This is a genomic window from Pseudonocardia sp. EC080619-01 (genome assembly GCF_001420995.1).
GTDB lineage: Bacteria > Actinomycetota > Actinomycetes > Mycobacteriales > Pseudonocardiaceae > Pseudonocardia.
In genome coordinates, this window is record NZ_CP012184.1 from 2,331,150 (window position 1) to 2,356,991 (window position 25,842).

General features: G+C 71.2%; 19 protein-coding genes and 3 rRNA genes. 12 read left to right on the forward strand and 10 right to left on the reverse strand.

What is annotated here, in order from left to right; genetic code table 11:
• Positions 1 to 19 precede the first annotated feature (19 nt).
• From AD017_RS10860 to AD017_RS36185, 3 genes are all read right to left on the reverse strand, one after another.
• The gene (locus AD017_RS10860) at positions 20 to 883 is read right to left on the reverse strand and encodes an alpha/beta hydrolase (protein ID WP_060574140.1); all 864 of its coding nucleotides are present in this window, start codon (positions 881 to 883) and stop codon (positions 20 to 22) included.
• The gene (locus AD017_RS10865) at positions 880 to 3,279 is read right to left on the reverse strand and encodes a carboxypeptidase-like regulatory domain-containing protein (RefSeq protein WP_060574141.1); all 2,400 of its coding nucleotides are present in this window, start codon (positions 3,277 to 3,279) and stop codon (positions 880 to 882) included. Before AD017_RS10865 ends, AD017_RS10860 begins: the two co-directional genes overlap by 4 nt.
• Positions 3,280 to 3,505: 226 nt before the next feature.
• Positions 3,506 to 3,676: a hypothetical protein gene (locus AD017_RS36185; RefSeq protein WP_227013370.1), complete on the reverse strand. Its 171-nt coding sequence runs from the start codon at positions 3,674 to 3,676 to the stop codon at positions 3,506 to 3,508.
• An 86-nt stretch (positions 3,677 to 3,762) separates the two neighbouring features.
• On the opposite strand from AD017_RS36185, the gene malQ reads away from it, so the two are divergent.
• On the forward strand, positions 3,763 to 5,553 hold the full coding sequence (malQ, locus tag AD017_RS10870; protein WP_227013371.1) for a 4-alpha-glucanotransferase: 1,791 nt from the start codon (positions 3,763 to 3,765) through the stop codon (positions 5,551 to 5,553).
• Between the two features lie 19 nt (positions 5,554 to 5,572).
• Positions 5,573 to 6,427, forward strand: a complete 855-nt coding sequence (locus AD017_RS10875; RefSeq protein ID WP_227012715.1) for a 2-keto-4-pentenoate hydratase — start codon at positions 5,573 to 5,575, stop codon at positions 6,425 to 6,427.
• A gap of 16 nt (positions 6,428 to 6,443) precedes the next feature.
• Here the strand turns inward: AD017_RS10875 and AD017_RS10880 are convergent, their stop codons facing one another.
• Positions 6,444 to 7,322 carry a diacylglycerol kinase family protein gene (locus tag AD017_RS10880; RefSeq protein ID WP_060574143.1) on the reverse strand — a complete coding sequence of 293 codons (879 nt, stop codon included), beginning with the start codon at positions 7,320 to 7,322 and terminating at the stop codon, positions 6,444 to 6,446.
• A 51-nt stretch (positions 7,323 to 7,373) separates the two neighbouring features.
• On the opposite strand from AD017_RS10880, the gene AD017_RS10885 reads away from it, so the two are divergent.
• The 3 genes from AD017_RS10885 (at position 7,374) to AD017_RS10895 (ending at position 9,760) form a co-directional block, all read left to right on the forward strand.
• Positions 7,374 to 8,174 carry an SDR family NAD(P)-dependent oxidoreductase gene (locus AD017_RS10885; protein WP_060574144.1) on the forward strand — a complete coding sequence of 267 codons (801 nt, stop codon included), beginning with the start codon at positions 7,374 to 7,376 and terminating at the stop codon, positions 8,172 to 8,174.
• An 81-nt stretch (positions 8,175 to 8,255) separates the two neighbouring features.
• Positions 8,256 to 8,630 carry an RNA-binding S4 domain-containing protein gene (locus tag AD017_RS10890; protein WP_010231739.1) on the forward strand — a complete coding sequence of 125 codons (375 nt, stop codon included), beginning with the start codon at positions 8,256 to 8,258 and terminating at the stop codon, positions 8,628 to 8,630.
• 26 nt (positions 8,631 to 8,656) lie between these two features.
• Entirely contained in the window at positions 8,657 to 9,760 is a 1,104-nt protein-coding gene (locus tag AD017_RS10895) for a quinone-dependent dihydroorotate dehydrogenase (RefSeq protein ID WP_060574145.1), read from the forward strand.
• A gap of 815 nt (positions 9,761 to 10,575) precedes the next feature.
• On the opposite strand, the gene rrf is transcribed toward AD017_RS10895, so the two are convergent.
• The 4 genes from rrf to AD017_RS10915 form a co-directional block, all read right to left on the reverse strand.
• A 5S ribosomal RNA gene (rrf, locus tag AD017_RS10900) occupies positions 10,576 to 10,692 on the reverse strand.
• Between the two features lie 133 nt (positions 10,693 to 10,825).
• Positions 10,826 to 13,928 (reverse strand): 23S ribosomal RNA (locus tag AD017_RS10905).
• Between the two features lie 320 nt (positions 13,929 to 14,248).
• Positions 14,249 to 15,768 (reverse strand): 16S ribosomal RNA (locus AD017_RS10910).
• The 16S, 23S and 5S rRNA genes sit together here, the layout of an rRNA operon.
• A gap of 1,346 nt (positions 15,769 to 17,114) precedes the next feature.
• Complete coding sequence (locus tag AD017_RS10915) at positions 17,115 to 17,633, reverse strand: CvpA family protein (RefSeq protein ID WP_010241821.1); 519 nt, start codon at positions 17,631 to 17,633, stop codon at positions 17,115 to 17,117.
• 157 nt (positions 17,634 to 17,790) lie between these two features.
• Here AD017_RS10915 and AD017_RS10920 point away from each other — a divergent pair, with 157 nt between their 5' ends.
• The 4 genes from AD017_RS10920 (at position 17,791) to AD017_RS10935 (ending at position 21,694) form a co-directional block, all read left to right on the forward strand.
• Positions 17,791 to 18,456 carry a DUF4383 domain-containing protein gene (locus AD017_RS10920; protein WP_060574146.1) on the forward strand — a complete coding sequence of 222 codons (666 nt, stop codon included), beginning with the start codon at positions 17,791 to 17,793 and terminating at the stop codon, positions 18,454 to 18,456.
• Positions 18,457 to 18,813: 357 nt separating this feature from the next.
• On the forward strand, positions 18,814 to 20,199 hold the full coding sequence (locus AD017_RS10925) for a PP2C family protein-serine/threonine phosphatase (protein ID WP_227012716.1): 1,386 nt from the start codon (positions 18,814 to 18,816) through the stop codon (positions 20,197 to 20,199).
• A complete protein-coding gene (locus AD017_RS10930) occupies positions 20,196 to 21,338 on the forward strand; it encodes a B12-binding domain-containing protein (protein ID WP_060574147.1) in 1,143 nt (380 codons plus the stop codon). Before AD017_RS10925 ends, AD017_RS10930 begins: the two co-directional genes overlap by 4 nt.
• Complete coding sequence (locus AD017_RS10935) at positions 21,335 to 21,694, forward strand: STAS domain-containing protein (RefSeq protein ID WP_082399167.1); 360 nt, start codon at positions 21,335 to 21,337, stop codon at positions 21,692 to 21,694. The genes AD017_RS10930 and AD017_RS10935 overlap by 4 nt, the downstream gene beginning before the upstream one ends.
• Positions 21,695 to 21,709: 15 nt before the next feature.
• Here AD017_RS10935 and AD017_RS10940 read toward each other — a convergent pair whose 3' ends face one another.
• Positions 21,710 to 22,651, reverse strand: coding sequence for a ring-cleaving dioxygenase (locus tag AD017_RS10940; protein ID WP_033200580.1), 942 nt, complete (start codon positions 22,649 to 22,651; stop codon positions 21,710 to 21,712).
• A gap of 90 nt (positions 22,652 to 22,741) precedes the next feature.
• Between AD017_RS10940 and AD017_RS35250 the strand changes: the two genes are divergently transcribed.
• Together AD017_RS35250 and AD017_RS10950 are read left to right on the forward strand one after the other, a co-directional pair.
• Positions 22,742 to 22,891: a hypothetical protein gene (locus AD017_RS35250; protein WP_157179035.1), complete on the forward strand. Its 150-nt coding sequence runs from the start codon at positions 22,742 to 22,744 to the stop codon at positions 22,889 to 22,891.
• Positions 22,892 to 22,924: 33 nt separating this feature from the next.
• On the forward strand, positions 22,925 to 23,470 hold the full coding sequence (locus AD017_RS10950) for a Dps family protein (protein WP_060574149.1): 546 nt from the start codon (positions 22,925 to 22,927) through the stop codon (positions 23,468 to 23,470).
• Between the two features lie 57 nt (positions 23,471 to 23,527).
• On the opposite strand, the gene AD017_RS35255 is transcribed toward AD017_RS10950, so the two are convergent.
• Positions 23,528 to 23,848, reverse strand: a complete 321-nt coding sequence (locus tag AD017_RS35255; protein WP_168170517.1) for a DUF3040 domain-containing protein — start codon at positions 23,846 to 23,848, stop codon at positions 23,528 to 23,530.
• Positions 23,849 to 24,088: 240 nt separating this feature from the next.
• Here AD017_RS35255 and AD017_RS10960 point away from each other — a divergent pair, with 240 nt between their 5' ends.
• Entirely contained in the window at positions 24,089 to 25,825 is a 1,737-nt protein-coding gene (locus AD017_RS10960; protein WP_227012717.1) for a BCCT family transporter, read from the forward strand.
• The last annotated feature ends 17 nt before the right edge of the window (positions 25,826 to 25,842 follow it).

Below are 25,842 nucleotides of genomic sequence, written 5' to 3' on the forward strand. Positions count from 1 at the left end.
CGAGCCGGGCGGGCCGCGGTCAGCCGGTGCGGTGCCGGGCCGCGTCGCGGTGCTCGGCAAGCCACCGCCGCAGGTCGGTGAGCGGGCCCTCGCGGCCCGGCTCGTGGTAGATCTCGTGCCAGAGACCGTCGTACCAGCGCACCGTGGTGTCGGCGGAGCCGCTGGCCTCGTCCAGCTTGCGGGTACCGGCCGGGTCGGTGAGCCGGTCGGCGGTCCCGTGCTGGACCAGCAGCGGCAGCCGCAGCTCGGCGGCCCGCGGGGGCAGGTCGTCCATCTGCGCGTAGACGGCAGCGCCCAGCGCGAGCGTCGGCTTGCCGTGGTGGACGAGCGGATCGGCCTCGTAGGCGTCGACGACGGCCGGGTCCGAGCTGATCGCCGAGGTGTCGATCCCGACCGGGCGCACCGTCGGGAGTACCCGCGCGACCAGCGACAGCACCGGGACGAGCGGCGCGGGAACGGTGTCGGACGCCAGCGCCGGCGCGGACAGTGCCAGCCCGTCGAGCCGGTCCTGGTGACGCAGCGCGTAGGCGAGGGCGATCTGCCCGCCGAGGCTGTGCCCGAGCAGGTAGACCGGGACGCCGGGGTGCCGGGCGACGATCTCCCGGCGGAAGGTCTCGAAGTCCTGCAGGAGATCGTCGTAGCGCCGGACGTGCACGCGGGTCCCGCCGGAGCGGCCGTGGCCGCGGTGGTCGAGCCCGTAGACGGCCCAGCCGTCGGGCCGCAGTGTGTCGACGACGGTGCCGTAGCGACCGGAGTGCTCGCCGATGCCGTGGCTGAGCAGCAGGACACCGGCCACGTCGCCCGGCGGCAGCCAGCCCTGCCAGAACAGCTCGACACCACCGACGCCGGGCAACCGCCCCTGCACGTCCGGTGCGGTCGTCACGACCCGGTCACGTCCTGCGCGACGTCGGCCCCCGCCTCGACCTCGACGTCCACTCCGGACGCGGAGCCCGCGGCCAGGCGGTAGCGGCCGGCGTCGAGGTCGGCGAGCCGGAACGCTCCGTCGCTGCCCGTGCGGGCCTCGGCGACCGGCTCACCGTCCTGGGTGAGGACGACGTCGACGCCGGCCGCGGGTGCGCCGTCCGTGGTGCGGGCCGTGCCGTGGACGACGGCGGCCCGCCGGAGGCGGAGCGTGGCCCCGGCCGCGGTGTCACCGACCGCACAGGCGGCGACGCCGGGGCGGTACCCGTCCACCGCGGCGACGACGACGAACGAGCCGGCCCCGGGGACCGCGATCCGGGCGACCCCGTCGTCACCGGTGACGGCCGTGCCGACCGGACCGCCCGCGCGGTCGCGGACGGCGACGGTGGCGCCGGCCAGTGCGGCGTCGTCGTGTCCGAGGACGCGGACCTCCACGTCCTGCGGGGCGGTGCCCGGGACGACGGCGGCCGGCTCCGGCCCCGACCGCTGGACGGTGAGGGCGACCTCCTCGGCCCGCACGGTGGGGGGTTCCGGCGCGGAGGTCCGGGCGGGCAGCTCGCCACCTGCGGCGGTCGTCGGCTCGGCGGTCGTGGGCGCGGCGGGGTTCACGGGGACGGAGGCCTCCGGTTCGGGGTCCTGCGCGGCGGCGGTCCTGACGGTGTCCGGGGCGGGCGGCGGCGCCGGCCGGACCGAGCGCATCAGCCGCGGAGCCGGTCGTGGCGGTGGTTCGGCGTGCTCACCGGACTCCTGGGCGCCGGAACCGCCGGGGACGAGCCCGATCGGCGCCGACCGCCCGGACGTGCGGTCCTGGCCGGGACCCCCCTGCTGCTCGGGGACGCGCCCGGTCCAGCCGTACTGGCCGGTGATCCGGTCCCGGGCCTCGCGGAACTCCCGCTCGGTGTCGGGCGAGGCGGTGGACCGGGCGACGGAGCGGTCGGCCGGGACGGTGGTCACCCGCCGGACCAGGTCCGGATCGACCGGGGAACGGGAGTCGGACCGGGTCGCGGCCGCACCGGCGACGACCGCACCGGTCGCCGCCGCGCCGGTGGCCTCGGCGCCGCGGCCGAAGTCGATCTGCTCGGCGGGGGTCGCCGGAGCCGGGTCGTGGGTCGCGGCGATCTCGTCGACCTCGGGCTCGGCGTCGGCGACCTCCGGGCCGGGGGCCTCGGCCGTGTCGGCGCCGGAGGCGCCGTCGACGGACCCGGTGGCGTCCGCATCGGTGACGTCCGTGTCCCCGACACCCGTCACGTCCGCGCCCGCGGCGTCCGCGGCGGTGGTACCGGCGTCGGTCGCGTCCGTGGATCCCGCCTCGGCGGCCGGCGGACCGGTGTCCGGCGTGTCCGCGTCGGTGCCGGTCGGGGAACTGCCGGCATCACCGGTCCCCCGGCCGCCCTTCGCGAGGAAGGGGATCGACGCGGCCGCGGCGCCCGCGCCGAGGGCGGTGACCGGGCGGAACCCGGTGGTGGTGGCGTCCGCACCGGGTCCGGCGGTCTCGTTCCCGCCGGCGGGCGTGCTGATGTCCGGCGCGGAGCTGTCGGGCCCGTGATTGGCGGCGCCGGCCTCCGGCGCGGCGGCCGGCCGGGGCCGCGCCGTCGGCGACGGGCGCGGGAACCGGCGGACCGGCGCCGGCTCGACGGGCTCGACGGGCTTCCCGTCCTTGAACCCGCGGGCCCAGGGCGGGCCGACCGGACCGGCGCTGACGTCCGGCGTCACCCGCGGTTCGGCGGAGCGGACCTCGGGGATGCGGTCGGTCCGGTCCTCGCCCTCGGGGACACGCGTGATGTCGGGTGCCGAGGAGTGGGTCGGGCCGATCGGGGTCGTCGCGGCCGGGTCGTCCGGGTCGTCCGGGTCGTCGCCCGCGTCCTCGTCCAGGTCCTCGTGCAGGCCCTCGTGCACATCACGGTCGAGGTCCTCGTCCCGCGTCCGGAGCGGACGGTCGGCTGCCGCTCCGCCGGGCAGGGCGGGGACGGCGTGCACCGCGGGCACGGCGGCGGTGTCGTCGGACGCGGTTCCGGCCCGGGTGTCGTCGGCGTCCGGACCGGCCGTCTCCGGGTACGTCTGCGCCACATCGGAACCGGTGTCCACCATGTCCGGCGCGTCCGGGTGTGCTGCGGCGTACGGGTTCTCGGTGCGGTGCGGTGCGTCCTCCTCCCCGGAGGGGAGATCGTCCGTCCCGGTGCCGCGGCCGTCGTCCAGCCCGCGGGCACGACGGTCGACGAGATCGGCGACCGTGCGCGGAGGAGAGCCGTCGCCCGATGTCGGGTGCTCGTCCCGGTTCCGCCCCCACCGCAGGAAAGCTGCGATCCCGACGGCCACCAGCACCACCACCAACAGCCCCAGCAGGGCCCACGTCGACATCTGGAGATCCTCACTGCCGGAACGGACGAACCGGGCCCGGCGACGCCGGCCGGGGTGCCCCGGAGAGGTCCGGCGCTCCGCGCGGATCCACGGGCCCGCAGGACCCGAGGCCCGGTCGACGCATCCGGCGACGCACCGTAGCACCGATGACACTCCGGCCGTCGTGCGTGAACGCCGTCCGCGTGTCGACCGGGCGGGTGCCGGAGGACCACCCTGCGGCCGGGTGTCACGCCGCACCGGCCGGGCCGCCGCGGGGCGGATCGGCCAGGATCGGGACCATGACCCGCGACCCGGTGACACCCGAGCTCGCCGAGATCGCCGACGCGCACGGCGTCGCGACCTCGTACCTGGACGGCACCCGCACCGAGCAGCGGATCGACGCCTCGGTGGTGCGCACCGTGCTCGACCTGCTGGAGGTCGACGTCTCCGGCCCCGGCGCGGAGCGGGTCGCACTCGCCGGCGCGCGGGAGAAGGCGTCGGCGGGTGCGCTCCCCCCCGACGATCGGGCTCCGCTCGGACCGGTCCCGCCCGCTGCCCGGCCGCGGGCGGCTGACCGCCACCGACGGCGACGCCGCCGGCCGCGGTTCCGATGTGGACGGCGAGCTGCCGTCCGGTCTGGATCCCGGCCGCTACCTGCTGGAGACCGACGGCGGCCGGTCGGCCGTCGTCGTCGCCCCGCCCGCGCTCCCCGACCCGCCTCGGACGTGGGGATGGATGCTGCAGCTCTACGCCCTGCACTCGCAGGGATCCTGGGGCATCGGCGACCTCGGCGACCTGACCACGCTGATCCGCGGCGGGCACGGCGCCGGTGCCGTGCTGCTGAACCCGCTCCACGCGATCACCCCGGTGCCGCCGGTGCAGCCCTCGCCGTACACGCCGTCGTCCCGCCGCTACACCACCCCGCTGGCGCTGCGGATCACCGACCTGCCCGCCTACCGCGACGCCGACGCGCCCACCCGCGCCGAGGTCGACGCGCTGCGTCCGGAGACCGCCGGGGACCGCATCCCGCACGACCGGGTCTGGGCGGCGAAACGCTCGGCGCTCGAGGCGTTGTGGCGCGCCGCCGGTCACCCCGACGGCGCCCCGGACGACGACCTGACGTCGTTCGCCACCTACTGCGCGCTCGCCGAGCGGTACGGCGGTCGCTGGTCGCTCTGGCCGGAGGGGCTGCGCCGGCCCGACGGCGCCGGTGTCGCGGCCGCGCAGCGGGAGCTGGCGCCGCGGATCGCGTTCCACGCCTGGGTGCAGCGACAGGCGGAGGCGCAGCTCGCAGGGGTGCGCACAGCGGCCCGGGAGGCGGGAATGCCGGTCGGCGTCATCCACGACCTCGCCGTGGGCTGCGACCCCGAGGGCGCCGACGCGTGGATGCTGCAGGACGTCCTCGCCCTGGACGCCACCGTCGGCGCCCCGCCCGACGCGTTCAACCAGCGCGGGCAGACCTGGGGCCTGCCGCCGTGGCGCCCGGACCGGCTGGCGGACACCGGGTACGCCGCGTTCGGGGACATGACCCGGGCGCTGCTCACGCACGCCGACGGGCTGCGGATCGACCACGTCATGGGCCTGTGGCGGCTGTGGTGGGTGCCGTCGGGGGAGAGTGCCGATCGCGGTACCTACGTGCACTACGACGCCGACGCGATGCTCGCCGTCCTCCTGCTGGAGGCCCACCGGGCGGACGCGCTCGTGGTCGGCGAGGACCTCGGGACGGTCATCCCGCGGATCCGCGAGGACATGGCCGAGCGCAACCTGCTGGGTTCGACGGTGCTGTGGTTCTCCCGCGACCCGGACCCGGTGACCGGCGGCGACGACGGCCCGCTCCGCCCGCCGCGGCGCTGGCCGGAACGGTCGGTGGCGACGATCTCCACGCACGATCTGCCCACCGCGCCGGGTTTCCTGCGCGGCGAGCACGTCCGCGCCCGCGCCGAGCTCGGCCTGCTCGACGACCCGGCGTCCGAGGAGGCGAAGGCCGGCGCCGAGCGCGACGAGTTGCTGGCGCTGCTCGCGGCGGAGGGCCTGCTCGACTCGCCGGACGAGACCGACGAGGACACGATCGTCGTCGCGCTGCACGGGCTGCTCGCCTCGGCACCGTCGCGGCTGGTGCTGGCCTCGCTCTACGACGTGCTCGGCGAGACCCGCCAGCCGAACCTGCCGGGCACCGTCGACGAGTACCCGAACTGGCGGATCCCGCTGCCGGTGTCGCTGGAGGAGGCCCTGGGCGACGACCGTGTGCGCCGGGTCGCCGAGGTCCTGGACCGGCGGGCCGGACCCGATCGGTGACCTGGCATTATCCGGGCCGATGACCGCACACGGTGACACCGACCGCACCGCGGACGACGGCTCGGACGAGGGCGCCGTCGACCCGTCCGCCGTCGACCTGGTGCGCGCGGACGGCACGGCCGGCGCGCTGTGGCAGGCGTGGACGACCGGCGAGCGGCTCGCCGCCCTGCCCGAGCTGCTGCGACCGCGCACCCTCACCGAGGGCTTCGCGGCGCAGCGCCGGCTCTCCGAACGGGCCGGGGCGTCGTACGGCTGGAAGCTCGCCGCGACGGCCGCCGCCGGGCAGGCCCACATCGGCGTCGACGCCCCGCTGCCCGGGATGCTGTTCGAGCGGTTCCGGCACGCCCCCGGCGACGTCGTCCCGTCCGGTGACCTGCACATGGCCGTCGCCGAGGCGGAGTTCGCGTTCGTGCTGCGGTCCACCGTGGACGCCGGCGCCTCGCGTGACGAGCTGCGCGCCGCGGTCGGCGCGGTCCACTGCGCGGTGGAGCTGCCCGAGTCGCGGTTCGACGACTTCGTCGCGGCGGGTGCGCCGTCGCTGCTCGCCGACGCGGCGTGCGCGGGCCGGTTCGTGCTCGGCCCGGAGATCCCCGGCGGTGCCGCGCTGGACCTCGCCGCGACCCCGACCACCCTGCGGGTCGACGACGAGACCGCCACCGGTAGCGGCGCGTCCGTGCTGGGCGACCCGTGGACGGCACTGGCCTGGCTGGCGGACACCCTGCCCGAGCACGGGGTGCGGCTCGAGGCCGGCGCGCTGGTGACGACCGGGACGACGACGGTGCCGGTCGCGGTCCACCCGGGCGCGACGGTGCGGGCGTCGTTCGGCGACGGCGGTGCGCTCGGCATCGTCGAGTTCACCCTCGCGGCCGCCTGAGCCGGAGCCGCCGCGGTCAGCGGATGATGCTCAGTGCCCCCGGCGCGCACCGCACCCGGATCTCGGTGCCTGCGGCGACGTCGTCGATCTCGCCGTCGATCTGCACCGGCATCGGGCCGCACGTGGAGAACCGGAACTCGGTCGTCGCGGGCTGGCGGCCGAGGCCGGACAGGGCGGCCCGCACCGCGGTCAGCAGCTGGCGCCACTTCGGACGGTGCTCGAGCAGCACGACCTCGAACCGGCCGTCGTCGGGGCGGCTGTCCTCGCTCAGCTCGGCGACCTTGGCCATCTCGCCGATGTTCGCGAACACCAGGTTGTCGATCCGGCGCCGGTCACCCGTGGAGAACTCGATCTCGAACGGGGTGAAGGCCCAGAACGACCGCATGGTGCTGATCACCTCGCGGATCGTCCCCTTGCCGCCCTTCTCGATCTGCAGCGCGACGACCGGGGTGAGTCCGAACCCGATGTAGGAGTGCGCGTAGCGGGGAGGCTGGTCACCGGAGCGCATCTCCAGGACGTCCATCCGCTCGGTCTCGTCGGCGACGATCGCCTCGGCGAGCGGGCGGCGCGCGGTGACGCGGCGGTGGTCGTTGGCGTTGCCGGCGGCGAGCACCGCGGCGGCCGCGCCGGTGCCGGGCACCTCCAGGATGCCGTTGACGACCTCGTTGTAGCCGCCGTCGCCGCTGGCCGAGACGATCAGCGGCCGGCCGGGACCGGAGGCGACCTCACGTGCGATGTCGCGGGCGTGCCCGGCGTACTCGGTGGGACGCAGCTCGACCGGCAGCCCGGGGCGGGCGGCCGCGAGGTCGTCGCGCAGCTCGCGGGCGAGCACGTCGGCGTCGCCGGTGCTCCCCGGGTTGAAGACGACGAGGACGGAGTCGATGGGCTCGGCCACGTGCGCAGCGTAAACGGGCACACATCGGACGGGTGCGGCACGGTGGCTGTCATGGATCTGGGACTGGGCGGCAGGCGGGCGATCGTGACCGGTGGCAGCCGCGGGATCGGCCTCGCGACGGCGCGTGCGCTCACCGCGGAGGGGGCCCGGGTGGCGTTGCTGGCCCGCGACCCGGACGCGCTGGAGGCCGCCGCCGCGAGCCTCCGCGACGCCGGCGCGCCGGAGGTGCTCACCGTCGCGGCGGACACCACCGACGACGACGCCGTCCGCGCCGCCGTGCGGACGGTCGCGGAGCAGTTCGGTGGGGTCGACGTCCTGGTGAACGCCGCGGCCCGCCCGGCGAGTGCGGGGGCGCCGACGGGCCTCGGTGCCACGACCGACGACGCGGTCCGCGTGGAGCTGGAGACGAAGCTCCTCGGCTACCTGCGCTGCGCGCGTGCCGTGGCGCCGCTGATGACGGCGCAGGGCTGGGGCCGGATCGTGAACGTCAGCGGGCTCAACGCCCGCCGGTCCACCTCGCTGGTCGGCTCGGTGCGCAACGTGGCGGTCGCGTCGATGACGGCGGCGCTCGCCCACGAGCTCGGCCCGCAGGGGGTGAACGTGACGGTCGTGCATCCCGGCGTCACCGAGACCGAGCGGACGGCGCAGGCGCTCGCCGACCGCGCGGCCGCGACCGGCCTCGACGAGACCGCCGCCCGCGCAGAGCTGGACGCGACGACGACGATCGGCCGCATCACGACCGCGGCCGAGGTCGCCGACGTCATCACGTTCCTGTGCTCCCCCCGCTCGGTCGCGATCAACGGTGACGCCGTCGCCGCGGGCGGGGGTACGCCGGGGGTCACGCACTACTGAGCTCCCCGCTGCCCGGTCCCGGGCGTGCCGGGTGGCCTCGTGACGCGGCCGGGAGCCCGGCGGCGATGGCACGATGGCCGGATGGACGCGACCCGCGTGGACCGCTGGCTCTGGTCGGTACGCCTGGCCAAGACGCGTGCTGAGGCCGCGACGGCGTGCCGCGGCGGGCACGTGCGGATCAACGACCGGCCCGCGAAGCCGGCGGCCCCGGTGCGGGTCGGTGACAAGGTCCGCGCACGGGTCCACGACCGCAACCGGATCGTCGAGGTCACCCGCGTCATCGAGAAGCGGGTGGGCGCACCGATCGCACAGGAGTGCTACGTCGACCACACCCCACCCGAGCCGTCCCGCACCGAGGTGCCGGTGTTCGCCCGCCGGGAGCGCGGCGCCGGCCGCCCGACGAAGCGGGACCGGCGGATGCTCGACCAGCTGGGGCTGTCCCGCCGGGACACCTGACGTCGCCCGCCTGTGAGGATGGGGGCATGTACGACGTCCTCATGCGCAGGGTCCTGCGGTACCTCCCGTCCGAGCCGGCGCACCGCATGGGGTTCGGTGTCGTACGAGCGCTCGGTGGGACCCCGGCCGTCGGTGAGCGGGTCGCGAGCCGGCTGACCGCGTCCGACCCGGTGCTGCGCACGCGTGTGCTCGGGCTCGACTTCGCGGGCCCGCTCGGCCTGGCCGCCGGTTTCGACAAGGACGCGGAGGGCGTCCTCGCGCTGGGCCGCCTCGGCTTCGGCGCGGTCGAGATCGGGACGGTCACCGGCCGCCCGCAGCCCGGGAACCCGAAGCCGCGACTGTTCCGGCTCGTGGAGGACCAGGCACTGATCAACCGGATGGGCTTCAACAACGCCGGCGCCGCCGCCGTCGCACCCCGGCTCGCAGCGCTCCGTACCCGTTCCGCACCGGGGATGCCGGTCCTGGGGGTCAACATCGGCAAGAGCAAGGTCGTCCCGGCCGACGAGGCCGTCGACGACTACCGCGCGAGCGCCGCCGCACTCGGTGCCCACGCCGACTACGTCGTGGTCAACGTCAGCTCCTCCAACACCCCGGGGTTGCGGGACCTGCAGCAGGTCGGCGTCCTCGAACCGCTGCTGACGGCGGTCCGCGACGAGCTCGACCGGGTCGCACCGGGCCGCCGGATCCCGCTGCTGGTCAAGATCACGGTCGACCTCGCGGACGACGACGTCGACGCCGTCGCCGATCTCGCCGTCCGACTGCGGCTCGACGGCGTCGTCGCCACCAACACGACGATCTCGCGCGAGGGGCTGCACACCGCTCCCTCCGAGATCGACGCGGCGGGTGCCGGCGGACTGTCCGGCCGTCCCCTGCGCGACCGTGCCCGCGCCGTGGTGCGACGCCTGCGCTCCCGCCTGGCCGACGACCAGATCGTCATCTCGGTCGGGGGCATCGAGGACGCCGCGGAGGCGTACCTCAGGATCCGTTCGGGCGCCGCGCTGGTCCAGTCCTACACCGGCTTCGTCTACGGCGGCCTGCTGTGGCCCTCGCGGCTGCACCGGGAGCTCGCCGAGCTGCTGCGCGCGGACGGGTTCACCGAGGTCGGGCAGGCGGTGGGGGCCGACCTCTGAGGACACCGACGGCGTCGGCCTCCGGGAGCCACCGGAACACACATCGATCGACGACCGTGTCTCCCCCGCCGGCCGCGTCACCGGATGCGGTAAGGACCCGCCGGCCGCGTTCCGCGGAACGCGGCTGCCGCTCACGGGCTGAAACAGCGGGTCCGACGACGGCCGCTGCCCGGCCGAGGTGGTCCGCCGCTCCGTCGTGTTCCGCGGAACGCACACGGCTCCAGCGGGAAGAGGGACATGCCGATCGGTCCCGGGTACCCCGGGGGGTGGCACCCGTTCTCCGCTCGGGTGCCGACGACGGTGCACTCTCCTCACACCCGCCCGGCCCGACCAGCCTCCGCCGGCGCCACCGGCGCCGCCAGCGTGAACGACCTGGGGGACGCCCGTGCGGGCGCGTTCCGCGGAACGCGCCCGACGGTCTGCGGGCCCCGGGAGTGCTGTGGGAGCCGCTCGCCAGCGGGTCGGCCCAAGGTCGGCGCCCGGTCGGCGCCGGGTCGGCGCCCACCGGTCGGGCAGGTCGCGCTCCGAGAATCCGTCCGCGTCCCGACCGCGTTCCGCGGAACGCGGTCCTGGCAACGTTGCGCGGTCCTGGCGGCGTCGCGCGGACCTGGCGGTGTGTTCCGCGGACCTGGCGGCGTCCCGCGGAACGCACGACGACCGCAGACGACACACCCATCCGGCGTCGACGACACCCCAGGACCCGCGCCCCGGACCCACCGGACCGCCGGCCCGCCGGACCGCCGTCAGAAACCGGGCCTAGAACGCAGAAAATCCCCCGGACCGAAACGGTCCGAGGGATCCCCTGAAATGTTGAATGTCGGCGGCGACCTACTCTCCCACACCCTGTCGAGTGCAGTACCATCGGCGCAGGAAGGCTTAGCTACCGGGTTCGGAATGGGACCGGGCGTTCCCCTACCGCCATAACCACCGACAACACTATCCAATTACATCCCCACACCCCCTCACACCCCACACCACGGTGGGACACAAGAAGACCCAGGAAACAGAGACCACACAACCAAGGGTTGTGGACTCAGGGTCACACAGTGGATGCGAACAACATGTTGTGGCAAGCCCTCGGCCTATTAGTACCGGTCAACTCCACCCCTCACAAGGCTTCCATCTCCGGCCTATCAACCCAGTCATCTACTGGGAGCCTTACCCACTCAAGGTGGTGGGAGACCTCATCTTGGAACAGGCTTCCCGCTTAGATGCCTTCAGCGGTTATCCCTCCCGAACATAGCCAACCAGCCGTGCCCCTGGCGGGACAACTGGCACACCAGAGGTTCGTCCGTCCCGGTCCTCTCGTACTAGGGACAGCCTTCCTCAAGTCTCCAACGCGCGCGGCGGATAGGGACCGAACTGTCTCACGACGTTCTAAACCCAGCTCGCGTACCGCTTTAATGGGCGAACAGCCCAACCCTTGGGACCTACTCCAGCCCCAGGATGCGACGAGCCGACATCGAGGTGCCAAACCATGCCGTCGATATGGACTCTTGGGCAAGATCAGCCTGTTATCCCCGGGGTACCTTTTATCCGTTGAGCGACACCCCTTCCACCAGGAGGTGCCGGATCACTAGTCCCGACTTTCGTCCCTGCTCGACCCGTCAGTCTCACAGTCAAGCTCCCTTGTGCACTTACACTCAACACCTGATTGCCAACCAGGCTGAGGGAACCTTTGGGCGCCTCCGTTACTCTTTAGGAGGCAACCGCCCCAGTTAAACTACCCACCAGGCACTGTCCCTGAACCAGATCATGGCCCGAGGTTCAGACACCCAATTCGACCAGAGTGGTATTTCAACAACGACTCCACCGCCACTAGCGTGACGACTTCACAGTCTCCCACCTATCCTACACAAGCCGAACCGAGCATCAATACCAAGCTATAGTAAAGATCCCGGGGTCTTTCCGTCCTGCCGCGCGTAACGAGCATCTTTACTCGTAATGCAATTTCGCCGAGTCTGTGGTCGAGACAGCGCCCAAGTCGTTACGCCATTCGTGCAGGTCGGAACTTACCCGACAAGGAATTTCGCTACCTTAGGATGGTTATAGTTACCACCGCCGTTTACTGGCGCTTAAATTCTCCGCTTCGCCCCCAAAGGAGCTAACAGGTCCTCTTAACGTTCCAGCACCGGGCAGGCGTCAGTCCGTATACATCGTCTTGCGACTTCGCACGGACCTGTGTTTTTAGTAAACAGTCGCTTGGGCCTGGTCTCTGCGACCACCCACCCCTAGCCCGCAAAGGGGCTTCAAGGCAGATGGCCCTCCTTCTCCCGAAGTTACGGAGGTATTTTGCCGAATTCCTTAACCACAGTTCGCTCGATCGCCTCGGTATTCTCTACCTGACCACCTGTGTCGGTTTGGGGTACGGGCCGCAACAGCACTCGCTAGAGGCTTTTCTCGACAGCATGGGATCACCCTCTTCGCCTCAATCGGCTACGCATCACCTCTCACCCTCAATGAGCCCCGGATTTACCTAGGACTCGGGCTACAGGCTTACACCACGACAACCACCGCGTGGCGGAGCTACCCTCCTGCGTCACCCCATCACTTGCCTACTACCGGATCGGATCCCACGCTCCCCCACAAACAACACTCCCGAAGGAGCGAAGGTGGGTTCGGATGGTTAGCATCACCGGCCCCGGCATGGACGCACTATCACGAGCACGGGAATATCAACCCGTTGTCCATCGACTACGCCTGACGGCCTCGCCTTAGGTCCCGGCTCACCCTGGGCGGAACAACCTGGCCCAGGAACCCTTGGTCATCCGGCGGCAGAGATTCTCACTCTGCATTCGCTACTCATGCCTGCATTCTCACTCCCACACCCTCCACCCGTAAATCACTCCCGGGCTTCACCAGATGCAGGACGCTCCCCTACCCAACAACACCACAAGATGTCATTGCCACGGCTTCGGCGGTGCGCTTGAGCCCCGCTACATTGTCGGCGCAGGACCACTTGACCAGTGAGCTATTACGCACTCTTTCAAGGGTGGCTGCTTCTAAGCCAACCTCCTGGTTGTCCGGGCGATCCCACATCCTTTCCCACTTAGCGCACGCTTAGGGGCCTTAGCCGGTGATCTGGGCTGTTTCCCTCTCGACCACGAAGCTTATCCCCCGCAGTCTCACTGCCGCGCTCTCACTCACCGGCATTCGGAGTTTGGCTGACTTCGGTAAGCTTGTCGGCCCCCTAGGCCATCCAGTGCTCTACCTCCGATGAGAAACACACGACGCTGCACCTAAATGCATTTCGGGGAGAACCAGCTATCACGAAGTTTGATTGGCCTTTCACCCCTACCCACAGCTCATCCCCCAGGTTTTCAACCCTGGTGGGTTCGGGCCTCCACGACGTCTTACCGACGCTTCACCCTGGCCATGGGTAGATCACTCCGCTTCGGGTCTACACCCCGCGACTCCACCGCCCTATTCGGACTCGCTTTCGCTACGGCTACCCCACAACGGGTTAACCTCGCCACGAAGCATAACTCGCAGGCTCATTCTTCAAAAGGCACGCCATCACCCTGCAGCACAAGACTGCTCCAGGCTCTGACGGCTTGTAAGCACACGGTTTCAGGTACTATTTCACTCCCCTCCCGGGGTACTTTTCACCTTTCCCTCACGGTACTAGTCCGCTATCGGTCACCAGGTAGTATTTAGGCTTGACGGGTGGTCCCGCCAGATTCACAGCAAATTCCACGAGCTCGCTGCTACTCGAGAACAATGCCCACGACCAGACTCATGCTTTCGCGTACGGGGCTCTCACCCACTACGGCCGACCATCCCAGAGTCGTTCCGCTAACACAAACACTGGACCGTCCCATCCTCGGCAGAAGATGAACAGCACGTCTCACAACCCCGCATCCGCAACACCTGCCAGCTTGACACGGACACGGTTTAGCCTCTTCCGCTTTCGCTCGCCACTACTCACGGAATCACTGTTGTTTTCTCTTCCTGTGGGTACTGAGATGTTTCACTTCCCCACGTTCCCTCCACGCACCCTATGAATTCAGGTACGGGTAACACCCCATGACGGGTGCTGGGTTTCCCCATTCGGACACCCTCGGATCACAGTTCGGTTGACAACTCCCCGAGGACTATCGCGGCCTCCCACGTCCTTCATCGGCTCCTGATGCCCAGGCATCCACCATGTGCTCTTAACAACTTGACCACAACAAGATGCTCGCATCCACTATGCAACACTCAACCCACAACCACAGAAGACCCCAGGCAACCACCACCCCCAACCAGAAGGCGTTAGGACAACCCAGAACCCACGCGGCCAAAGACAACACCCACCAAACCGGTGTCCCCTCAGGACCCAACAGTGTGCCGAACCACAGCCTGACGTTCGTTGCGTTCCACCCAGTCACACCCGACCCACACTCGGGGCCGACAGTGCGATCTCAGTTAAGGAACCAACACATTCCCACATTTCAGAAGAAACGAAAGAAACGAGCCGGTGCCCCACCACATGGTGAGACTCCTTAGAAAGGAGGTGATCCAGCCGCACCTTCCGGTACGGCTACCTTGTTACGACTTCGTCCCAATCGCCAGTCCCACCTTCGACGACTCCCTCCACAAGGGTTGGGCCGCCGGCTTCGGGTGTTACCAACTTTCGTGACGTGACGGGCGGTGTGTACAAGGCCCGGGAACGTATTCACCGCAGCGTTGCTGATCTGCGATTACTAGCGACTCCAACTTCACGGGGTCGAGTTGCAGACCCCGATCCGAACTGAGACTCACTTTAAGGGATTCGCTCCACCTCACGGTCTCGCAGCCCTCTGTATGAGCCATTGTAGCATGTGTGAAGCCCTGGACATAAGGGGCATGATGACTTGACGTCATCCCCACCTTCCTCCGAGTTGACCCCGGCAGTCTCCCATGAGTCCCCACCACTACGTGCTGGCAACATGGAATAAGGGTTGCGCTCGTTGCGGGACTTAACCCAACATCTCACGACACGAGCTGACGACAGCCATGCACCACCTGCACACAGGCCACAAGGGAAACGACATCTCTGCCGCGATCCTGTGCATGTCAAACCCAGGTAAGGTTCTTCGCGTTGCATCGAATTAATCCACATGCTCCGCCGCTTGTGCGGGCCCCCGTCAATTCCTTTGAGTTTTAGCCTTGCGGCCGTACTCCCCAGGCGGGGCGCTTAATGCGTTAGCTGCGGCGCAGAAACCGTGGAATGGTCCCCACACCTAGCGCCCAACGTTTACGGCGTGGACTACCAGGGTATCTAATCCTGTTCGCTCCCCACGCTTTCGCTCCTCAGCGTCAGTATCGGCCCAGAGACCCGCCTTCGCCACCGGTGTTCCTCCTGATATCTGCGCATTTCACCGCTACACCAGGAATTCCAGTCTCCCCTGCCGAACTCAAGTGATGCCCGTATCGACCGCACGCTCAGAGTTAAGCCCCAAGTTTTCACGGCCGACGCGACACACCGCCTACGAGCTCTTTACGCCCAATAATTCCGGACAACGCTCGCACCCTACGTGTTACCGCGGCTGCTGGCACGTAGTTGGCCGGTGCTTCTTCTCCAGGTACCGTCACAAAAGCTTCGTCCCTGGCGAAAGAGGTTTACAACCCGAAGGCCGTCATCCCCCACGCGGCGTCGCTGCGTCAGGCTTCCGCCCATTGCGCAATATTCCCCACTGCTGCCTCCCGTAGGAGTCTGGGCCGTGTCTCAGTCCCAGTGTGGCCGGTCGCCCTCTCAGGCCGGCTACCCGTCACCGCCTTGGTAGGCCATCACCCCACCAACAAGCTGATAGGCCGCGGGCCCATCCCCCACCGAAAAAACTTTCCACCACTCAACATGCGTTGAGAGGTCCTATCCGGTATTAGACCCAGTTTCCCGGGCTTATCCCAGAGTGGAGGGCAGGTCACCCACGTGTTACTCACCCGTTCGCCGCTCGTGTACCCCCGAAAGGGCCTTACCGCTCGACTTGCATGTGTTAAGCACGCCGCCAGCGTTCGTCCTGAGCCAGGATCAAACTCTCCAACAAAAACCCTGACTTACAAACAACTGGCCCACCAGCACGACGGGGTCGCACCGGCAGCCAAACAAACAATCTGGCACAAAAACGCCAAACCATATAATAGCTCGACACACTGTTGAGTTCTCAAAAGACACCCGCACCGCCATCACCGATCTCCCGACCGGATCCAGAAGGCGGATCGCCTTGACCCATCAAGGTAAACACACCGACGATGTCGGCCTGCCACCGGGGGTCACCTTGTCCGCGGGGCCTGCTGACCGGGCCTCCAGGGCCCGTTCTGTCCGGCTCACTCGCTGACAGGAAGAAAGTTACGGCACGGTGTCCGGCAAGGTCAAACCGGGGGGTCCTTCCGGCAAACACGGGCCGTCCTCGCAGGTCAGACGTGGCAGCGGAGTTGGCCGCCAGGTTTACGACACCATCTCTCTTGGGGTCCGGCCCCTCGAGCGATTCCTGTGACGCCGGGCACTCCTGCTTCGCAGCCCGGTGCGACCGTGGTGTTCTCGGTGGTCGGGCCACTCATGGATCCGCTGTTCGACACCGGCTGAGCTGCGGTTTCGGCCGTCCGGTCCGCGCAGCGGTCGGGTCATTCCTGGGTGGCCGACCCGCCCGGTGAGCGGCCCACGACGGTCCCGCCGATCGCGAGGGCCCCGGGAAACGGCACGGAGAGCCTGCGACCTGGACCAGCCCGTGGTCCGGGAAGGGCCCGGCGATCCGGTTGCGCGCGCTGGTGCCCGGGGCCGCACGATCTGGCCCCGTCCCACGTCCCACGTCCCACGTCCCACGTCCCACGTCCCACGTCCCACGTCCCACGTCCCACGGTCCCGGAACTCGTGGGCGGGCGCAGACCCCGTCGGCAGCGCAGATCCCTTGGGCGGCACCGAGACCGCGGGCGGCACCGAGACCGCGGCGAGCCGGACGGGAGGGTGGAGCCGGTGCCCGGTGTCGCCGTCGCGGTGACGGGTGGCTCGGGGACCGGGCGGATCAGGGGCCAGGCGGATCGGGGACCGGGTGGATCGGTGACCCGGCTCCTGCACTCGCGGACACCCGGGACGGGTGATCCGTGAGAGCAGTGTGCTGCCGCGCGGCTGTCATCCCGCGCCACCTGCACGAACGTCCTCGTCCTCCGTCGACGTCGGGCGGGATCACCGCCGCGGTGGGGAGCGGTCGGTGCACCTGTCGTCGCACCGCGTCGTCCCGTTCCGTGTCCTGTCACCGCATCAGGGGGGTATCCGTCCCGCTTCTGACGCGTTGACCCGACGAGTGCTCCTCGTCGGGTCCTGCAGCGCGTCGGGGGCGAATGCGCGTCGCGATCGGACGAGGAGCACTCCCTTTCCCCGGCTACGCGGGGATGCTCAGGCGGGTGGTCGAGCGGCGTCGACGACGTCGTGCGCCGCGGACGTCGTCGCGGGGAACAGGCCGCCGACCGAGGCGAGCACGTGGCTCTCCCCGCCGAGCGCCTCGACCACCGAGGTCACCGGGGTGAGCGCCGCCGGCCCCACCATCGCCGGGACGACCCAGGACACCAGCCACATCACGAGCAGGGCGGTGACCCCACCCGTCACGGCGCCGACCAGGCGGTCCAGGAACGTCAGCTTCGCCCTGGCGAGCACCCGGCTGACCAGCCCGCCGAGGAACCCGCCGACGACCGAGCCCAGGAGCAGCCCGGCGCCGATCCCCAGCAGTCCCCACAGCCATGCCGAGTCCGGGGTGTCGCCGTAGCCCGCCAGGTTGGAACCCCAGGCGGCGCCGATCCCGGCCCCCACCACGAGCCCGAGCAGCCCGCCGGCCCTGGCGACGCCGTCCACCCTGCGGAGCCCGCCCACCGCAGCGGCCAGCACCACGATCACGACCAGCACGTCCAGCCAGGTCATGGCTCCCCCTTCCCGGGACGTCGTCCCCAGGGTGCCCACCGAACCTGAGACGCGGCTGAGGCACGGCCCCGGACCGGCCCCGCGGCCGTCCCGGTGTGCGCCGACGGCCGGGCGGGTATCCCCCTGGTCGCCCCGCGCCACGGAACGGAGGGACGACATGACTTCACCCGGGTCCGACCCGCGCCTGCTCGACCTGCTGCACCGGATCGGCTCCGCCCTGGTGGGCACGGTGCTCTGGGTCTTCGGATCGCTCGGCTTCGCGGACACCCTGGGGGTCCTCACGACCGACGGTCCCCCGCTGCTCGGGATGAGCACCAACACGCTGCTCTCCACGATCTCGCTGGTCGTCGGCACCGTCCTGATCGCGGCGGCGATCCGTGGCGGTCGGCTCGCCTCGACCGTGGCGGTCACCGTCGGCGGCCTGTTCCTGCTGTCGGGCGTCGTGAACGTCGTGCTGATCGGCACGTCCTTCAACCCGCTGGCGTTCCGGATGCCCAACGTCGTGTTCAGCCTCGTCGTCGGGCTGGTGTTGCTGTCCCTCGGCGCCTACGGCCGGTTCAGCGGCCGGCTGCCCGACGACAACCCGTACGCCGCCGAGCAGCGTCACCACGTCGACGCGGAGGACGGTGCCGACCGGGACCAGCTGCTGCCCCGCGACGAGGCCGGGATCGAGGCCGCCCGTTCGCTCGCCGAGACCGAGCGGACCGTCGCCGCCGGCGGCGGCACGGAGCGGGAGCGCCGGCTCCTCGCCGAGGTCGACGCCCTCCGCGATCCGGCCGATCGCCGAGCCGCCTGGCAGGCGAGGACCGGATCGGGGAGCTGAGTGGTGATCGTCCGCGTACGCGGTACCGTGGGCCATTCCGTCCCGGGAGGGACCCGGGGCGCCGACGACCGGCCGGACGGGAGCCAGGAATCGACGTGACCGAGACGGGACCGACCGTCGGCGAGCCGACCACCACGGTCGACGCGCGCTGGGCGGACGCCCCCTGCGCCGCCGTGACCGTCGGCGCCGACGGCATCGTGCTGGAGGCGAACGACGCCGCGTACGGCGTCCTTCCCCAGGTCCGCAGGGGCGAGCCGCTCGACCGCGTGGTGCCGTGGCTCGCCACGGCCCATGCCGCGACGTCCGAGCAGACCGGTACGCCGTCCGCGTTCTCCGATGTCATCGAGGGGCCGCGCCGTGGAGGCGCAGCCGGTCCGGCACGACGACGGCTCCGTCACCTGGTGGCTGATCGACGTCACCGACGTCCGCTCCATCCGCGACGAGCTGCAGCTCGAGCAGGCCCGTGCCGCGTTCCTCTCCGAGGCCTCCGCCGCCCTGCTGGGATCGCTGAACCTCTCGCGGTGCATGGAGGTCACGGCCGAGCTCGCGGCCGGACGGCTGGCCGACGGGGCGCTGGTGATCACCCCGGCGACCCGCGGGCAGTTCCAGGTCGTGTCCGCGACCTCGGGCGACACCGGCACGCCGCGCAGCGCGCTGCTGCGGTTCGACCCCGACGAGGTGCCCGGGCTCGCCGAGGCGCTGCGGGGCTTCCCGCCGGTGCCGTCGCGCTGGATCGACCCGGCCACGGCGCCCGCCTGGGTGGCCCCGGACGGTCTCGGCGAGGTCGGCTCGATCGTCGTCACACCGCTGCCCGGGCACGGGATCCCGGCCGGAGCGCTGGTGCTGCTGCGCCGGGCCGGTTCCGGGCCGTTCAGCGAGGGTGAGGAGGTGACCGCGCGCGAGTTCGCCGCGCGCGCCGGCCTCGCGATGTCGGCCGCCCGGATGTTCGCGCAGCAGGCGTCGATCACCGAGACGCTGATGCGGGAGCTGCTCCCGCCGACGCTCCAGCACGTGTCCGGCGTCGACTTCGCCGGTGGCTACCGGCCCTCGCAGGACCACGAGCGGGTCGGCGGCGACTTCTACGACGTCCACGCCGCGGCCGAGGAGTCCGGCGAGACCCTCGCCGTGCTCGGCGACGTGTGCGGCAAGGGGCTCGAGGCCGCCGTGCTGACCGGCAAGATCCGCAGCGCGGTGCACGCCCTGCGCCCCATGTCGGGCGACCACCTCCGCCTGCTGCGCCTGCTCAACGACGCGCTGCTCAGCGACGACCACGCCCGCTTCGTGACGCTCGTCCTGGCGTCGGTGACCCGCCGCGGTTCGGACGTCGACGTGCGGCTGACGTGTGCGGGTCACCCGCCGCCGTTGATCATCCGGGCGGACGGCCGGGTCGAGGAGGCGGCCACGCTCGGCACCCTGGTCGGCGCGCTCCCGACGGTCGAGGCCACCACCTACGAGACCCGCCTCGCCCCCGGTGAGACGTGCCTGCTCTACACCGACGGGATCACCGAGGCGCAGGGCGGGCCGCTGGGCCGCGACCAGTTCGGTGAGGACCGGCTGCAGCGGGTCGCCGCCGAGTGCACGGGGCTGCCGGCCGAGGCCGTCGTGGAACGGGTCCAGATGCTCGCGTCCGAGTGGGTCGGCCGCAACACCCACGACGACATGGCGCTCCTCGCCATCACCGCCCCGCGCGGCAGCCACCTGACCGCCGTCGGCGGGCACGGCCGGGGCCGGTACACCGCATGACCGGCGGGCCCGAGACCACCGGACAGGTCGCCCGGTACGCCGACCTCCTGTGGGACGCCGTGCTCCGCGGTGACGAGTACGCCGCCGTCGACGTCGTGGTCGACGCGCTGCGTGACGGCGTCGACGCCGAGTCGGTGCTGCTCGAGATCATCGGGGCCGTGCAGGGCCGGGTCGGCGAGGAGTGGGCGGCGAACCGGATCTCGGTCGCCCAGGAACACGCCGCGACCGCCATCAACGATCGCGTCATCGGCACCCTCGCGCTCACGAGCGGGCGTGGCTCCGGCGAGCGCGGGCGGATCACCGTCGCGTGCGTCGACGGTGAGTGGCACGCGCTCCCCGCCCGCCTGCTGGCCGAGGTCCTCCGGCTGCGCGGGTTCACCGTCGACTATCTCGGGGCCCAGGTCCCGTCCCCGCACCTGATCACCCACCTGCACCGCACCGGTCCGGACGCGGTGGCCCTGTCGTCGTCGATCGCGACCCGGCTCCCGACAGCGCACGCGACGATCTCGGCCTGCCAGGCCGCCGGGGTACCGGTGATCGTCGGCGGGCCCGCGTTCGGGCGGGACGGACGGCACGCCCGGCAGCTCGGCGCGGACGCCTGGGCCCCTGACGCGCGGGCCGCCGCCGACACGCTGACGGCGGGCCTGCCGCCCCCGGCACACCCGCACGCGCAGCCGATGGACGACCTCCCCCACCTGTCCGACCAGGAGTTCACCCTGGTCAGCAGGAACACCACGCAGCTCGTCGCGGCCGTCGTCGACCGGCTGCCCGAGCGGGTGCCGTCGATGTCCGGCTACGACGAGGCGCAGCGGATGCACACCGCCGAGGACGTCCGGCACATCGTCGACTTCCTCGGCGTCGCGCTCTACACCGGGGAATCGCGGGTGTTCACCGAGTTCCTCGACTGGACGGCCGCGGTGCTCTCCGCCCGCTCCGTCCCGGCAGGCGTGCTCGTCCCGGTGCTGGACCTGCTCGCCGACGAGCTGCGCGACTTCGTCCGGGCCACGGAGGTGCTCCGCTCGGCGTCCGCCGGGCGGGCCGCGATCGACGCGGCCGGTGCCGCCGCCGAGGGACCCGGCGTCGCGCCGGGACCGGTTCCCGGCGAACCTCCCCTGCACCGGACCGGGGGGACCGCGTGAACGCCCCGCGCGAGCTGTCGCTGACCTGGACGACCCCGCAGCCGGGGGTCGCGCGCGTGCACGTCGCCGGCGATCTCGACTACGACAGCGCCGACGCGCTGACCTCCGGCGTCGACGACCGGGTACGCATCGGTGACCTGCGCGAGCTCCGGGTGGACTGCTCGGACCTGGCGTACTGCGACTCCTACGGTCTGTCCTCGCTGCTCATGGTCCGTCGCCGCACGGCGTCGGCCGGGGTGCCGATGCACCTCGACAACCGCGGCCCGGGGCTGGAGCGGCTGCTGCGGGTCACGAAGACGCTCGATCACCTCACCGGCGGGACGGCCGGTGTCCGCGAGGAGCAGTTCGACTCCTGATCCGGCCCGGCGGGCTCAGCCCCCGACGGTCACCGGCGGAAGGTTCGCCTCGATCGTGGCGCGGTCGGGCTCCAGCCACGGCGGCAGCCTCAACGTCCTTCCGAGCTCGAGCAGCGGCTCGTCGACGTCGAAACCGGGCCCGTCGGTGGCGATCTCGAAGAGCACCCCGCCCGGCTCCCGGAAGTAGATCGAGGTGAAGTACTGCCGGTCGAGGACGGCGGTGACGTCGAGGCCGCGCTCGACCAGCTCCGCCCGCCACCGCTCCTGGGCGGCGCGGTCGGCGACCCGGAACGCGATGTGGTGCACCGTGCCACCGGCCTGCAGTCCCTGACCGGACACCCCGCCGACGACGTCGACGGTCGTCGCGGCCGGGCCGGGCGCGGTGAACCGGGAGCGGGCGCCGTCGTCGCCGGCGTGGCTCAGGCCGAGTTCGGTCAGCATCCGCTGGGTCGGCTCGGCCTGCTCCTCGGAGAGCGTGACGGCGTGCAGGCCACGGACCGCGTGCTCGGCGGGCACGCTCCCGGAGCCGTCCCAGCCCGAGCGGTGGTCGCCGGGCGCCGCGACCAGCTCGACGACCAGACCGTCGGGGTCGCGCAGGGTCAGGGACTCCTCGCCGTCGCGGGTGACCGGGGCGTCGGCGTCGACGCCCAGCCCCGCCAGCCGGGTCCGCCACCAGCCCAGCGACTCGGGTGGGATCCCGAACGCGGTCGAGGTGGTCAGTCCCGCGCCCTGCCGCCCCGGCCGGACGCCCGGCCACGGGAAGAAGGTGAGCAGCGTGGACGGGCGGCCGGCGCCGTCGCCGTAGTAGAGGTGGTGGACCTGCGGCGCGTCGAAGTTGACGGTGCGCTTGACCAGGCGCAGGCCGAGCACCGAGGTGTAGAAGTCGGCGTTCCGCTGCGGATCCCCGGCGATGGCGGTCACGTGGTGCAGGCCGTGCGGGATGTCGTCGGTCGTCATGTCCACCTCCGGGACGTTGCCGTCACAACTATCACGATCCGGGGCGGCCGTGCGGACATGAACCCGTCCGGGGCCGGGTACGCCTCTGTCATGACGACGCCGCACGAGCCCCACACCGAGGGCCGGCCGGTCCCCACCGAGCAGAGCGACACACCCGTGGACGAGAGCCCCGACGGGGACGGCGTCCACCTCGGTGAGCAGCCGGTCGAACGGGACGACGACCGTCCCGCGGCGTCCTGAACGACGACACACCCTTCCGAGAGGAGCACCTTCATGGCCACCGTCCGTTACACGGTTCCCGGACTGGAGCGCGCCGAGGCCGAGCAGATCGTCGGCCTGCTCCAGAACCGCCTGCACGCTCTCAACGACCTCCAGCTCACGCTCAAGCACGTGCACTGGAACGTCATCGGCCCGAACTTCATCGCGGTGCACGAGATGCTCGACCCGCAGGTCGACTCCGTGCGCGGCTTCGTCGACGACGTCGCCGAGCGCATCGCCACCCTGGGCGGCTCGCCGGACGGCACCCCGGGTTCCCTGGTGCGGGAGCGCACCTGGGGTGACTACTCGATCGGCCGGGACGACGCGATCGCCCACCTCGGGGCACTCGACCTCGTCTACAGCGGAGTGATCTCCGACCACCGCACGCAGATCGAGAAGCTCGAGACCCTCGACCAGGTCACCCAGGACATGCTGATCGCGCAGGCCGGTCAGCTCGAGCAGTACCAGTGGTTCGTCCGGGCGCACCTGGAGAACTCGGACGGCTCGCTGAACACTGCGGGCAACACGACGGAGTCCGGCGCGGCCGACGCCTCGCGCTGATCCGCCGGACACCCGTACCGGGCCCGGTCCCGCCCAGGGGCCGGGCCCGAGGTGTGTCTACAGCTCCCCGTGCCGCCGCGCCCAGACGAGGCACCCCACCGGCACGACGACGAGCAGCACACCCAGGACGACGCCCGGGGCCACCGCCGCCGGCAGCGCCAGCACCACCAGTCCGAACACGACCGCGACCGCCATCACCGCGCCGACGACCCACCAGCGCAGCGGGGTCCCCGTGCGATGCACGGGCGGGTGTTCGTTGCCCTCGACGCCGGCGAGCCGGTGGGCGAGACCGGGGTCGTCGCGCTGGGTCGTCGAGGTGATCTCGGCCAGCGCGCGCAGCTCGCGCTCGTCCAGCGGGCGGGCGGGAGGCTCGAGCACGGCGGGCTCCTCGTTCACCGGTCCTCCGGACGTGGACACGTGCTGCCGAGCGTAGGCAGCCCCCGTGAGCCCGGCCACCCGGACGACCGGTACGGCACGTGATCTCCCGTACCGACTCGTCCGTCCGATATGACCTGATGGTCTGAATCGTGATAGGGGTCGTCGGCACCGTCCGGAGAGACCAGGGGGAAGTCGTTGATCGTCCGATATCTGCGGGAGCACACGAGCCCGCCCGTCTTCGTGAGCTCGGCCCTGCTGGCCGTGGCGTTCGTGTCGTGGGGGGTGTTCTCGCCCGGGTCGCTGGGGTCCGTCGCGGAGTCCGTGAACACCTGGATCACCTCGACCTTCGGGTGGCTCTACATCTTCTCCGCCACCGGGTTCCTGATCTTCGTGATCGGACTCATGGCGTCCCGTTACGGTCGGGTCCGGCTCGGCCCGTCGGACTCCACACCGGAGTACGGGACGGTGTCGTGGTTCGCGATGCTGTTCACCGCGGGCATGGGGATCGGTCTGGTGTTCTACGCCGTCTCCGAGCCGATCTCGCACTTCACGGCGCCGCCGACCGGTGAGGGCGGCTCCCCCGAGGCCGCCCGCGACGCGATGCTCTACACGTTCTTCCACTGGGGACTGCACCCGTGGGCGATCTACATCGTGCTCGGTCTGTCGCTGGGATACTTCGCGTTCCGCAAGGGCCTGCCCCTGCGGCCCGCCGCGGCGCTCTACCCGCTGCTCAAGGACCGGATCAACGGCTGGCCGGGCTACCTGGTCGACGTGCTCGCGGTCTTCGGCACGCTGTTCGGCCTGGCCACCTCGCTGGGCATCGGGGCGCAGCAGGTCGCCGCGGGTCTCGAGACGCTGTTCGGCTGGGAGAACACCACCACTCTCCAGGTGGTCCTGATCCTCGCGATCACCGCGATCGCGATCGTGTCCCTGATGCTCGGCCTGGACAAGGGCATCCGGCGGCTGGCGCTGCTGAACCTGTGGCTGGCGTTCGCCCTGATGCTGTTCGTGTTCTTCTTCGGCCCCACCCGCGACCTGCTCAACAGCCTCGCCGCGAACGTCGGGACCTACGTCCAGGAGGTCCCCGGACTGTCGTTCCAGACCTTCCCGGACGGCGGGAACGGCACCGCGGAGGAGTGGCAGGGCGCCTGGACGCTGTTCTACTGGGGCTGGTGGATCTCCTGGTCGCCGTTCGTCGGCATGTTCCTGGCCCGGATCTCCTACGGCCGCACCATCCGCAACTTCATCGGCGGCTGCCTGTTCGCCCCGGTCGGCGCCTCGATGGTGTGGCTGACCGTCTTCGGTGACAGCGGCCTCGACCTGGTCCGGAACGACCCGGACAACCCGCTCGCCGAGGCGTCCGCGGAGACCGCGATCTACCAGCTGCTCGAACAGCTGCCGGTCCCCGGGATCCTGATCACCCTGGCCTCGGTCCTGACCGTGTTCGTGGTCGTGCTGTTCTTCGCCACCTCCTCGGACTCCGGGTCGCTGGTGGTCGACATCCTCACCAACGGCGGCGACCCGAACCCCCGCTGGCAGCAGCGGCTGTTCTGGGCGGTCATGGAGGGCGTGATCGCCGCGGTCCTGCTCGCCGCGGGCGCCGCGACCGGCACGGACGCCCTGTCGGCACTGCAGACCGCCTCGATCGTCGCCGGGCTGCCACTGGGGATCGTGCTGATCCTGATGGCGGTCGGGCTGGCGCGGGCGCTGAGCGAGGAACGGTTCGTCGTCGCGCTGCCCGTGGAACCGTCCCCGCTGACGAGCCTGCGGGAGAGCAGCAGGCGCAATCCGGCGGCGGAACCCGGGGCGTCGGGGACGCAGATCACCGGCTCGCAGACCGAGCCGGACGCCACTGATCCGCTGATGTCGGAGACGACCGTCGCGGAGTTCGCGACGGTCCGTTCCACCACCACGACGACGCCCGGCGGGGAGTCCGGTGAGGAGGCCGGCGACCCGCCGACCGACCGGTCGTCCTGACCACGGACGCGGCGGGG